Here is a 12149-nt window from a genome sequence, read left to right on the forward strand (position 1 = left end):
TCGTGACCATCACCCAGCCCGACCTGAGCGTGTTCGAGACCCTGGAGTCCGAGGTGCGCAGCTACTGCCGCGGCTGGCCCGTCGTCTTCGACCGTGCGCAGGGCAGCCTCCTGTACGACGAGGACGGCCACCGGTACCTGGACTTCTTCGCCGGCGCCGGATCCCTCAACTACGGCCACAACAACCCCGTACTGAAGCGGGCGTTGATCGACTACCTGTCGCGGGACGGGGTCACCCACGCGCTCGACATGTCGACCGTCGCCAAACGGACGTTCCTGGAGACCTTCCGGCAGTTGGTGCTGCGGCCGCGCGACCTGCCGTACAAGGTGATGTTCCCGGGGCCGACCGGCACCAACGCGGTGGAGTCCGCGCTGAAGCTGGCGCGGAAGGTGAAGGGGCGCGAGGCGATCGTGTCGTTCACCAACGCCTTCCACGGCATGTCGCTCGGGTCGCTGGCCGTCACCGGGAACGCCTTCAAGCGGGCCGGGGCCGGGATTCCGCTGGTGCACGGCACGCCGATGCCCTTCGACCACTACTTCGACGGGACCGTCCCGGACTTCCTGTGGTTCGAGCGGCTCCTGGAGGACCAGGGGTCCGGGCTCAACAGGCCGGCCGCGGTGATCGTGGAGACCGTGCAGGGCGAGGGCGGGATCAACGTGGCCCGGCCCGCATGGCTGCGCGCCCTCAAGGAGCTGTGCGAGCGGCAGGACATGCTGCTGATCGTCGACGACATCCAGATGGGGTGCGGGCGCACCGGCGCGTTCTTCTCCTTCGAGGAGGCCGGGATCACACCCGACATCGTCACCGTCTCCAAGTCCATCAGCGGGTACGGGCTGCCCATGTCGCTGTGCCTGTTCCGGCCGGAGCTGGACGTGTGGGAGCCGGGCGAGCACAACGGCACCTTCCGCGGCAACAACCCGGCGTTCGTCACCGCGACGGCCGCGCTCGAGGCGTACTGGGCCGACGGGTCCGTGATGGAGAAGCAGACCCGGGCGCGCGGCGAGCAGGTGGAGGAGGGGCTGATCTCGATCACCGAGGAGAACCTCGCCGATGTGAAGGAGTACCGGGGGCGCGGTCTCGTGTGGGGGCTGGAGTTCCACGAGAAGGAGCGGGCCTCGCGGGTCGCGCGGCGCGCCTTCGAGCTGGGGCTGCTGATCGAGACCTCCGGCCCGGAGAGCGAGGTCGTCAAGCTGCTGCCGGCCCTGACCATCACCCCGCAGGAACTGGACGAGGGGCTGAGCGTGCTCGCCCGTGCCGTCCGGGAGACCGTCTGACAGGGAGAGGGACACCATGATCGTCCGTTCGTTCGAGGACATCGAGAACACCGACCGGCATGTGCGGGCCGCGTCCGGCACCTGGGAGAGCAAGCGGATCGTCCTCGCCCGGGAGCGGGTCGGGTTCTCCCTGCACGAAACGATTCTGTACGCCGGTACCGAGACATCGATGCGGTACGCGAACCACATCGAGGCCGTGGTCTGTGTGGAGGGCGCCGCCGAGCTCACCGACCACGAGAGCGGGAGGTCGTACGCGATCACTCCCGGAACCATGTACCTCCTGGACGGCCACGAGCGGCACACGCTGCGTGTCCTGGAGGACTTCCGCTGCCTCTGCGTGTTCAACCCGCCCGTGACGGGCCGGGAGGACCACGACGAGAACGGCGTCTATCCCCTGCTCACCGAACCCGAGCTCACCGAACCCGAGGAGGTGTGACCGTCATGACCACCGTCACCGATCTCTATCCCACCCGCGGCACCACCGAGGTGGCCGTCCCCCGCCGGGACCCCGTCGTCTGGGGCTCCCCCGGCACACCGGGCCCGATCCCGGCGGACGGCCTGCGGGCCTACGAACGCGACGGCTTCCTCACCGTCGAACAGCTCATCGGCGACGACGAGGTGGCCGTCTGCCGGCGGGAGCTGGAGCGGCTCGTCTCCGACCCGGAGATCCGGGCCGACGAGCGGTCGGTCGTGGAGCCCCGCTCCCAGGAGATCCGCTCGGTCTTCGAGGTGCACCGGCTGAGCCCGGTTTTCGCGGCGCTGGTGCGGGACGAGCGGGTCGTCGGGCGGGCCCGGCAGATCCTCGGCTCGGACGTGTACGTCCACCAGTCCCGGATCAACGTCAAGCCGGGCTTCGGGGCCGGTGGCTTCTACTGGCACTCCGACTTCGAGACGTGGCATGCCGAGGACGGGCTGCCGGGCATGCGGACGGTGTCGGTGTCGATCGCGCTGACCGAGAACCTCGACACCAACGGCGGCCTGATGATCATGCCGGGCTCGCACCGGACGTTCCTCGGATGCGCGGGCGCCACCCCGAAGGACAACTACAAGAAGTCGCTCCGGATGCAGGACGCGGGCACCCCGTCGGACGAGGCGCTGACCGCGCTGGCGGGCGAGTACGGCATCCGGCTGTTCACCGGCCGGGCGGGCTCGGCGACCTGGTTCGACTGCAACGCCATGCACGGCTCGGGCGACAACATCACGCCGTTCCCGCGCAGCAATGTCTTCATCGTGTTCAACAGCGTGGAGAACACCGCGGTCGACCCGTTCGCGGCCCCTGTGCGGCGGCCGGAGTTCATCGGCGCGAGGGACTTCACCCCGGTGCGCTGAGGACCGGGCCCGCCGCCGAGGGCCGGGTACTACAGCCACGCCAGCGACGCCGTCCGCTCCAGTACGTCCCGTACGGCGGCGGCGTCGCCCGTGGCCCTGTGCGGCACCGTGTCCGGGGCGCGCCGGCCGCCCGCCAGGAAGCAGAAGTCGACCGGTTCCAGGGCGAGTTCGGCGCGCACCGGAACGGCCGGGGCACCGAGGGTCCACACGCCGATGCCGGTGACCGTGAAGCGCACGGGCGGCGTGCCGGGGCCGAGGGCCTGGCCGAGGACGCCCGCCGCCAGCCGGACCAGCCGCTCCAGATGCGGCGCGGGCGGCGGCGGGACGTGCAGGCCGAGGGCGCGGCCGATGTCGTCGGTGTGGATCCAGGTCTCGAAGGCCCGGACGGCGAAGTGGTCGGCGACGGGCAGCCGCATCCCCATCAACTCCACGGGGCGCGCGGCCCGTTCGGCGTCGTGGGCCTCGGGTGTGGCGAGCAGCGCGGCCGTCTGGGACTGCCAGGCGTGGCGTGTCAGCTCGGCCGCGTGAGCGAGTTCGTGGCGGATGGTGTCGGCCGTGCGCCGGTTCCAGTACGCCTCCCAGGTCTCGTCCCGCACGGCCGGTGACGGCGGCACTCTCGGCTCCACACCGAGCTCCACCGCGAGCTGTTCGTCGGCGGCGAGCAGATGGGCGAGGGTGGCCTGGACGTTCCAGTCGTGCACGACGGGGACCTTCCAGCGGTCGTATCCCCACCTGACGTCCACATGGGGCAGCAGCGCGGTGAGGGCGGCCACGGCTCCGGCATAGACAGCGGCGTGCGCGGCCACCTCGGTGGCCTGCGGGCGGGAGGTCCGCCACGTGTGGCGGCGGCCGTGGAACAGTCCCGCCACCACGTCCTCGGACCCGCTCTCCTCGGTCGACCACCAAGGCGCGGGCCCGTGCGGTCCGGTGCCCTCCCCGGGCGGCACGTCCAGCAGCCGTACGGTCTCGCGCAGCCGGTCCGTCTCGGCCGCGCACTCGGCACAGCCGCCCAGGTGCCGTGTCACCCTCTCCCGCTCGGCGGGCGTGACGGCGTCGAAGGCCGCGGCGGCCACCAGATCGCGCAGCTCGTCGTGGTCGTCCGCGTCGTCCTGCCCGTCGTGCGTGCTCACCGGTCGCCTCCTTCCGCCGTCTCCGCCGTCTCCGCCGTCGCCATCATGCGCCTCTTCCCAGGGACGGTTCGGGCGGGTCGGCCAGTGTCTCGGCCAGTCTGCGCAGGGCGGTGCGCAGCCGGGTCTTGGCGGTGCCCTCGGGGATGCCGAGTTCGGCGGCGGCCTCGCGGTAGGTGCGGCCCGCGAAATAGGCGAGGTGTACCACCTCCCGCTGGGACGGCGGGAGTTCGGCGAGCGCGGAGTGCAGCAGCAGGGAGCGTTCGCGGTCCATGACCGTCTCGACGGGGCCGGGCGCCGCGTCCGGGAGGGTGTGCAGGGCGCTGTCGTCGGCGGGGGCGGCCTTGCGGTGCCGTGCCTCGTGGCGCACCCAGTCCACGGCCCGCCGGTGCGCGAGCATCGACAGCCAGGTGCGCAGGCTGCCCCGGCGCGCGTCGAAGGCGTAGGGCCGGGACCACAGTTCGGTGAAGACCTCCTGGGCGATGTCCTCGACGGCGGCCGGGCTGCGGGTGACGCGCAGGGCGATCCGCCGCACCAGTCCGCCGTACACGGCGTATGTCTCGGCCAGCGCGGATGCGTCGCCGTACACCAGCCGTCCGTGCAGCTCGGCGTCCGCGGCGGGGCGGGCACGCGCACGGCCCGCCCCCGCCGCACCATCCGTGTCCGCGTCCGTCGGATCCACCGGCACCACCACCCCTGGTGCCTTTCCTAGCGTCCCGGGCACGCGGGCGGCAAGAGGGGGTCAGTCCGACAGGGCGTCCAGCAGGCGGTCGACGTCGGCGGGTGTGTTGTAGAGGTGGAAGGAGGCGCGCAGGTTGCCCGCGCGGTCGGACACCTCGATGCCGGCCTCGCTCAACCGGGGCTGGCGCACGCCGAGTCCGGGCACGGACACGATCGCGGAGCCGGGGGCGGGCACGGGCTCGTGGCCCAGGGAGGCGAGTCCGGCGCGGAAGCGGTCGGCGAGGGCGAGGTCGTGGGCGCGTACGGCGTCCAGGCCCAGCTCCTCGAGGAGTTCGAGGGAGCGGCGCAGGCCGGCGTAGGTGAAGAGGGCGTGGGTGAGGTCGAACCGCCGTGCCGAGCGGGCGAGTTCGGCGACCGGCCCGTAGCAGCTGTCCCAGGGCCGCTCGCCCGCGACCCAGCCGGCCAGCACCGGGGTCAGCCCGCCGAAGTCCTCCGGGACGACGAGGAAGGCCGCGCCGTGCGGGCCGAGCAGCCACTTGAAGCAGACGGCTGCGCTGTAGTCGTACGCGTCGGCGTCCAGCGGCAGCCAGCCGGCGGCCTGGGAGAAGTCGACGTAGGTGCGGGCCCCGTGGTCGCGGGCCGCCTCGCGCAGCGCGGGCAGGTCTGCGATCCGTCCGTCGGCGGACTGGGCGGCGCTGACGGCGACGAGCGCGGTGCCCGGGCGGACGGACTCGGCGATCCGCTCCAGGGGGACGGAGCGCACCTTGAGGTCGCCGCGGACATGGAACGGGTTGAGGACGGAGGTGAAGTCGTCCTCGGCGGTGAGCACCTCGGCGCCGGCGGGCAGCGAGGCGGCGATCACCCCGGTGTGGGCGGCGACGGAGGCACCGGCCGCGACCCGCTCGACGGGAACGCCGGCCAGCCGGGCGTAGCCGGCGCGGGCCGCCTCGACATCGGCGTACAGCGAGGTCAGCGGCCTGCCCTCGGCCCGCAGCAGGGCGGCCTCGTGGAGGGCCGCCACGGTACGGGCCGGCAGCAGTCCGTTGCTCGCGGTGTTCAGGAAGGTGTTCTTCGGGGCGAACTCGGAACGGACGAGGCTCTCGAAGGTCTCCATGGCACCACTGTGCGGCCGGGTGAAGTCGAAGTCCATTGCGGATTTCTGCGCGGAACTCCTAAGGAACGCTTATACGTCCCTCCCGACCTGCGGTTCTCAGTGCTGGGGCACGGCACACCCGTCCGGGCCGCAGGCCTCGGCGCCGCCGTCGTCGATCAGCTTCAGCGGGGAGCGGTCGCCCCAGGCCTGGGTGAGCGCCTGGGCGAAGACCTCGGCGGGCTGGGCGCCGGAGACGCCGTAGGCGCGGTCGAGGACGAAGAAGGGGACGCCGTTGGCGCCGAGCTGGGCGGCCTCGCGCTCGTCGGCGCGGACGTCGTCGGCGTAGGCGGCCGGGTCGGCGAGGACCGCGCGGGCGGCGTCGGCGTCCAGGCCTGCCTCGATGGCCAGCTCCACGAGCCGCTCGTCGCCCTCGGTGAAGACGGACCGCTCCTCGGCGAAGTTCGCCCGGTAGAGGAGCTGGATCAGCTCGTCCTGGCGGCCCCGCTCCTTGGCGAAGTGCAGCAGGCGGTGCATGTCGAAGGTGTTGCCGTGGTCGCGGTCCCGGGTCCGGTACTCCAGTCCCTCGGCGGCGGCCTGCGTGCCCAGGTTCTCCTCACCGGCCTGGGCCTGCTGCGCGCTCATGCCGTACTTCTTGGTGAGCATCGTGATCACGGGCTGGACGTCGCCCTTGGCGCGTCCCGGGTCGAGCTCGAAGGAGCGGTGCACGACCTCGACCTGCTCGCGGTGCGGGAAGGCGGCGAGGGCCTTCTCGAAGCGGGCCTTGCCGACGTAGCACCAGGGACAGGCGATGTCCGACCAGATCTCGACGCGCATCTTCTCGGCTCTCTCCAGCTCGTACGGGGGACGGAGACTCCCTCCGCCGAGTGCATGAACGTTCAAGCAGCGGGGTTCATTCCCCGTTCACGGGGAAGCGCAGGAAGAGATGGTGGTCGCCGTCCGCGGGCGGGTTCTCCGGGTCGGGGACCCAGCCCTGACGCGCGTAGAAGGCCTGGGCGCGACGGTTGCCGACATGCACGTCGAGCACGGCCGAACGACGCCCGTCCGCCCGCCACTGCTCCACACAGGCGGTGTGCAGGGCCGCACCGATGCCGGCCCGCCAGCGGTCCGGGTCGACATGGAACTGGAACAGCTTGACGGTGTCCGCGTCGGCGCCCTCCGGCACCCGGAACGAGGCCAGGCCGACGATCCGTCCCTGCTCGACGACGCACAGCACCTGGCCGTCGGGCCGTTCGATGGCCGCGCGCCAGTTGGCGAGCCAGTCACTGCCGTCCTGCGGGATCCCGTCGGGGTAGTACGTGGCCCTGGCACGCGCGTGCAGCGCCACGACGGCCTCCGCCTCGGCGGGCACGACGGTGCGGATCACTCGGCTCGGGGTGGGGGGTTCTCCGATCATGCCCGGGAGGACGACACAGCCACCGTCCCGGTTCCGACCGGGCCCGGGCCCTAGCTGCCGTCCCGGAGATCGTCCGGCCAGCGGTCCCGGAACTCGATGTGGTCGTACGTCACCACACAGCCCTCGCCCATCGGCGACTGGGTCATGAAGCCGACCAGGGCGGCGCCGGTCTCCTTCTCGTCGCCCAGCGTGAAGAGCCGGACGAAGGTCCAGCGCTTGCCGTCGCGGGAGGCGTGGAAGGCGAAGGCCCGCCCGGTCCGGCTCACCCGGAGCCAGACCGAACTCCCCTCCACGGTGAAGGAGTTGGCGTCGTCCGAGTGCCCCCGGGTGACGACCGTGCAGACGGTCGCCACATCCGGCGAGTACTCCAGACACAGCTTGGCCCAGGCGCGTTCACCGACATGGACGTACAACACCCCGGCGTCGAAAGCCCAGTTGAAGCCCACGGTGACCCGTGCGATCAGCTGGAAGTCCCCCTCGGGCGCGCCGAGCAGCCGGGGCGCGTCCCCGGCGGGCTCCAGCGCCTCCCCGGTGGGCGTGACGAACCGATCCTGCCGCGGCCCGGCCCAGGCACTGAGCACCCCGTCCTCATGGGCCCAGTGCCCATCGGGCCCATAGGTACGAAGGGGGAAAGGCAGTTCGGGAAGCGAGACGTCCATGAACCGATTATCCAGGCGACCGGAGCAACTCAGGGGCGCGGGGAACTGCGTGAACGGCCGCGACGGCGCCGCACCCGCCGGTCCACCCGCGCCCCTACGGAGCACGCGCGGAGCGCTACCGCTCGAGCCGCCCGTTGAACCGCCGCGGCAGCCCCAGTTCGTTCTCGTCCCGAAGCTCCACCGGCAGCAGCGCGACCGGAGCGTTCTGGTAGACGACCGGCCGCAGCCACCGCTCGATCGCGGTCCCGCCCACGGAGGTCGACGTGGACGTCGTGGCCGGGTAGGGCCCACCGTGATGCTGGGCGGCGGCCACGGCGACCCCGGTCGGCCACCCGTTCACCAGGACGCGCCCCGCCAGCGGCGTCAGCTCGGCGAGGATCTCCCCGCCCCGTCCCGCCCCGGCGGCCTCCTCGTCGGAGAGCTGCACGGTCGCCGTGAGGTTCCCCGGCAGCCGCGACAGCACCGCCCTGACCTCGCTGTCGTCCTCGTAGCGGGCCACCACGGTGACCGGCCCGAAGCACTCCTCCAGCAGCAGATCGTGGTCGCCGGCGGCGGTCAGCCGGCTCGCCGGCACCGTGAGGAAGCCCGCGCTGACGGTGTGCTCCGAGCCCGCGCCGGGCGTCACCGGCGACTCGACCTCGGGCAGCTCCGCCCGCTCGGCCACCCCGGCGATGAAGTTGTCCCGCATCCGGTGGTCGAGCAGCACGCCCGCATCGGTGGCGCTCACCGCGTCGGTGAGCGACTTGACCAGCCCGTCACCGGCCGCGCCGGACGGTACGAGGACCAGTCCGGGCTTGACGCAGAACTGGCCGACACCCAGGGTCATCGAGCCCGCGAGGCCCGTGCCGATGGCCTCCGCGCGCTCGGCGGCGGCGGCCTCGGTGACGACCACGGGGTTCAGCGAGCCCAGCTCGCCGTGGAAGGGGATCGGCACCGGCCGGGCCGCCGCCGCGTCGAACAGCGCGCGTCCGCCCCGGATGGACCCGGTGAAGCCGGCCGCGGCGACCAGCGGGTGCTTGATCAGCTCGACGCCGGCCTCGAAGCCGTGCACGAGACCGAGGACGTCCTCGGAGATGCCGTGCGCGGCGGCGGCCGTGCGCAGGACCTTGGCGACCAGCTCGGACAGCGCCGGGTGGTCGGGGTGCGCCTTGACGACGACCGGGTTGCCCGCCGCCAGCGCGCTCGCGGTGTCACCGCCCGCGACGGAGAAGGCGAAGGGGAAGTTGGAGGCCGAGTAGACGGCGACGACGCCGAGCGGCACCTTGTAGCGGCGCAGGTCCGGGATCGGCGGGGTGGCGGTGTCGTCGGGGTGGTTGATCACGACGTCGAGGAAGGCGCCCTCGTCGACGATCCCGGCGAACGCGCGCAGCTGGTAGCAGGTGCGGGCCAGCTCGCCGTTCAGGCGTACCGGGCCGAGCGCGGTCTCCGCGTCGGCGACCTCGACCAGCTGCTCCCTGGCCGCCTCCAGCTTGTCGGCGGCGGTACGCAGGAAGGCGGCGCGGACGGCACGGTCGGCGAGGGAGCCGCGCGTGGCGTGCGCGGCACGGACGACGGTGTCCACCTCCTGGGCCGTGGCCTCCACCGCAACCTGTTCACGCTGCTTCCCGGTTCGGGGGTCGACACTCCAGACTGGTGCTGCTGCCACCGCGGGTCCCTCCACGCTTGCTACTGGCCACGTTTGGTACTGGCTGATTCACCAGGGATGTTCGATATACTGAACAGCGTTTCTCATGGTGAATATGCTGTCGGAGACTATTTCCCGTCGAACGAAGGGGTCAAGGGCGATGTCGGCTGGCGAGACGGGGGGCGGGGCCCAGGTCAAGTCCGCGGTGCGGACGGTTGAGCTGCTGGAATACTTCGCCGGCCGCCCCGGGATGCACTCCCTCGCGGCGGTCCAGGAGGCCGTCGGTTACCCCAAGTCCAGCCTCTACATGCTGCTGCGCACGCTCGTGGAACTCGGCTGGGTGGAGACGGACGCGACGGGCACCCGGTACGGCATCGGGGTGCGGGCGCTGCTCGTCGGCACCTCCTACATCGACGGCGACGAGGTCGTGGCCGCCGCCCGGCCGACCCTGGACCGGCTCTCGGACGACACCACCGAGACGATCCACCTGGCCCGGCTCGACGGCACGAACGTGGTCTACCTCGCCACCCGCCAGTCCCAGCACTATCTGCGCCCCTTCACCCGGGTCGGCCGCCGGCTGCCCGCCCACTCCACCTCCCTCGGCAAGGCGCTGCTGAGCACGTACACCGACGAGCAGGTCCGCAAGCTGCTCCCCGAGACACTCCCGGCGCTCACCGAGCACACCATCACGGACCGCGAGAAGCTCATCGAGGAGCTGCACCAGGTGCGCGAGCAGGGCTTCGCCGTGGACCGCGAGGAGAACACGCTCGGCCTGCGCTGCTTCGGGGTGGCGATCCCGTACCGCACCCCGTCCCGGGACGCGATCAGCTGCTCGGTGCCGGTGGCCCGCCTCACCCCGGCGCACGAGCAACTGGTGAAGGACGCCCTGTTCGACGCGCGGGACCGGCTGACGCTCGCCACCCGCCGGCTCTGAGCCCGACCGGCGTAGGCTCGGGTGATGGAAATCGTGCTGCGCCCGGTCCACGACAGTGATCTGCCGGTGTTCTACCGGCAGTTGAACGACCCCGAAGCTCTGCGGATGGCCGCCTTCACCCCGGAGCATCCCGCCGACCGGTCCCTCTTCGAGGCGCACTGGAAACGGGTCAGGTCCTCCTCCGCGCTGGTCCGTACCGTACTGACCGACGGGGACGTCGTCGGTCATGCGGCGGTGTACGGGGAGCCGGGCGAGCGCGAGGTGACGTACTGGGTGGACCGCGCCCACTGGGGCAAGGGCATCGCGACGGCGGCGCTGCGGGCGCTGCTGGCCGAGGCCCCCGAGCGCCCGCTGTACGCCCGGGCGGCGGCCGACAACGCCCCTTCCCTCAGGGTGCTCGAGAAGTGCGGCTTCCGGGTCACGGAACACGCCTCGGGCTTCGCCCCCGCACGCGGCGAGGAGATCCCGGAGGTCGTCCTGAAGCTGGACGCATGAACGTACGGTGAGAAAACAGGCCGAAGGGAACGATGCGCTTCGGCCCGTTCGTCTTCCTGATCGCAATGAACAAGACGATCAGGCGTGCCTCGGTCTTCTCGCTGCTGCTGGTGTTCGCCCTGCTGATCCGGGCGACCTGGGTGCAGTACTACGAGGCCCAGGCTCTCGCGGACGACACACACAACCGGCGCAACGCGATCGAGACGTACTCGCAGCCGCTGGGGAACATCATCGTGGCCGGAAAGGCGGTCACCGGCTCGGCCCGCACGACGGGCGGCGACCTCAGGTACAAGCGCACGTACACGAACGGCGAGCTGTACGCGGCGGTGACGGGGTACGCCTCACAGGCCTACGCCCCCACCCAGCTCGAGGGCATCTACGCCGACCTGCTCAACGGGACGGACACCCGGCTGAAGACCGTGATGGACACGGTCACCGACCAGCGGGCCGACCCGGGCGATGTGCTCACGACCATCGATCCGGCCGTGCAGAAGGCGGCGTACGACGCCCTCGGCGACAAGAAGGGCGCGGCGGTCGCGATCGACCCGAGGACCGGCAGGATCCTGGCCGTCGTGTCGACCCCGTCGTACGACCCGTCCTCGCTCACCGACGCCAACACCGCGGGCACGGCCTGGAAGAAGCTGACCTCCGACTCCGACAAGCCGCTGGTCAACCGTGCGCTGCGGCAGCCGCTGGCACCGGGTTCGACGTTCAAGCTGGTGGTGGCGGCGGCCGCGCTGGAGGACGGCCTGTACTCGTCGGTGGACGAGAGGACGGACAGCCCGGACCCCTACACGCTCCCCGGCACCCGGACGGTCCTGAAGAACGAGAACACCTCCGCCCCCTGTGAGAACGCCTCGATCCGGGTGGCGCTCCAGTACTCCTGCAACAACGTCTTCGCGCACCTGGCCGTGCAGCTCGGGCAGGACAAGCTCAGGGCGATGGCCGAGAAGTTCGGCTTCAACGACGACACGCTGGACGTGCCGGTGCGCGCGTACGCGAGCGTGTACCCCTCCGGCATGGACGAGTCGTCCACCGCCCTGACCGGTATCGGCCAGTTCGACGTGACCGCGACCCCGTTGCAGATGGCCATGGTGTCGGCCGCGATCGCCAACGGCGGTGAGCTGGTCTCGCCGCACATGGTCGCGCAGATCACCGACAGCGGCGGTGACGTGCTGAAGGACTACGACGACGAGGCGTCCACCACGCGGATCGTCAGCTCCTCCACCGCCGAGCAGTTGCAGTCGGCGATGCAGACGGTCGTCGAGAAGGGCACCGGTACGAACGCGCTCATCGACGGCGTCACCGTGGGCGGCAAGACGGGCACGGCCCAGAACGGGGAGAACAACAGCAAGGCCCCGTACGCCTGGTTCACGTCCTACGGCAAGGCCGACGGCAAGGAGGTGGCCGTGGCGGTGGTGGTGGAACAGTCGGACGCGGCCCGCTCGGAGGTCAGCGGCAACGGCCTGGCCGCCCCCGTCGCCAGGGCGATGATGGAGGCGGCACTCAAGAACTGACC

13 protein-coding genes are annotated in these 12149 nt (G+C 71.6%); 6 read left to right on the top strand and 7 right to left on the bottom strand.

The features are described 5' to 3' along the window. Positions 1 to 2: 2 nt before the first annotated feature. From ectB to thpD, 3 genes are read left to right on the top strand one after another with little or no spacing between them, the layout of a single operon-like run. A complete protein-coding gene (ectB, locus tag AQJ64_RS04775) occupies positions 3 to 1274 on the top strand; it encodes a diaminobutyrate--2-oxoglutarate transaminase (RefSeq protein WP_055632139.1) in 1272 nt (423 codons plus the stop codon). A 16-nt stretch (positions 1275 to 1290) separates the two neighbouring features. Continuing rightward, positions 1291 to 1710, top strand: a complete 420-nt coding sequence (locus AQJ64_RS04780) for an ectoine synthase (RefSeq protein WP_055632140.1) — start codon at positions 1291 to 1293, stop codon at positions 1708 to 1710. 5 nt (positions 1711 to 1715) lie between these two features. Then, a complete protein-coding gene (gene thpD / locus AQJ64_RS04785) occupies positions 1716 to 2603 on the top strand; it encodes an ectoine hydroxylase (RefSeq protein WP_055632154.1) in 888 nt (295 codons plus the stop codon). 29 nt (positions 2604 to 2632) lie between these two features. Here thpD and AQJ64_RS04790 read toward each other — a convergent pair whose 3' ends face one another. From AQJ64_RS04790 to AQJ64_RS04820, 7 genes are all read right to left on the bottom strand, one after another. After that, positions 2633 to 3733 carry a zf-HC2 domain-containing protein gene (locus AQJ64_RS04790; RefSeq protein WP_055632141.1) on the bottom strand — a complete coding sequence of 367 codons (1101 nt, stop codon included), beginning with the start codon at positions 3731 to 3733 and terminating at the stop codon, positions 2633 to 2635. A 43-nt stretch (positions 3734 to 3776) separates the two neighbouring features. Continuing rightward, a complete protein-coding gene (locus AQJ64_RS04795) occupies positions 3777 to 4424 on the bottom strand; it encodes an RNA polymerase sigma factor (RefSeq protein WP_397800406.1) in 648 nt (215 codons plus the stop codon). 48 nt (positions 4425 to 4472) lie between these two features. Next, the gene (locus tag AQJ64_RS04800) at positions 4473 to 5525 is read right to left on the bottom strand and encodes an aminotransferase class V-fold PLP-dependent enzyme (RefSeq protein WP_055632156.1); all 1053 of its coding nucleotides are present in this window, start codon (positions 5523 to 5525) and stop codon (positions 4473 to 4475) included. Positions 5526 to 5621: 96 nt separating this feature from the next. Then, positions 5622 to 6338, bottom strand: coding sequence for a DsbA family oxidoreductase (locus tag AQJ64_RS04805; RefSeq protein WP_055632142.1), 717 nt, complete (start codon positions 6336 to 6338; stop codon positions 5622 to 5624). A 76-nt stretch (positions 6339 to 6414) separates the two neighbouring features. Beyond that, positions 6415 to 6918, bottom strand: a complete 504-nt coding sequence (locus AQJ64_RS04810; protein ID WP_206189623.1) for a GNAT family N-acetyltransferase — start codon at positions 6916 to 6918, stop codon at positions 6415 to 6417. A gap of 50 nt (positions 6919 to 6968) precedes the next feature. After that, a complete protein-coding gene (locus AQJ64_RS04815) occupies positions 6969 to 7577 on the bottom strand; it encodes a DUF1349 domain-containing protein (protein ID WP_055632144.1) in 609 nt (202 codons plus the stop codon). 115 nt (positions 7578 to 7692) lie between these two features. Then, positions 7693 to 9222, bottom strand: coding sequence for an aldehyde dehydrogenase (NADP(+)) (locus tag AQJ64_RS04820; RefSeq protein ID WP_079061475.1), 1530 nt, complete (start codon positions 9220 to 9222; stop codon positions 7693 to 7695). A gap of 139 nt (positions 9223 to 9361) precedes the next feature. Between AQJ64_RS04820 and AQJ64_RS04825 the strand changes: the two genes are divergently transcribed. The 3 genes from AQJ64_RS04825 (at position 9362) to AQJ64_RS04835 (ending at position 12147) form a co-directional block, all read left to right on the top strand. Continuing rightward, complete coding sequence (locus tag AQJ64_RS04825; RefSeq protein WP_055632146.1) at positions 9362 to 10135, top strand: IclR family transcriptional regulator; 774 nt, start codon at positions 9362 to 9364, stop codon at positions 10133 to 10135. A gap of 24 nt (positions 10136 to 10159) precedes the next feature. Further along, entirely contained in the window at positions 10160 to 10630 is a 471-nt protein-coding gene (locus AQJ64_RS04830; protein WP_055632147.1) for a GNAT family N-acetyltransferase, read from the top strand. Between the two features lie 65 nt (positions 10631 to 10695). Beyond that, complete coding sequence (locus tag AQJ64_RS04835; protein WP_055632157.1) at positions 10696 to 12147, top strand: peptidoglycan D,D-transpeptidase FtsI family protein; 1452 nt, start codon at positions 10696 to 10698, stop codon at positions 12145 to 12147. Positions 12148 to 12149: the final 2 nt, after the last annotated feature.

It is taken from the genome of Streptomyces griseoruber (assembly GCF_001514205.1).
Classification (GTDB): Bacteria; Actinomycetota; Actinomycetes; order Streptomycetales; family Streptomycetaceae; genus Streptomyces; species Streptomyces griseoruber.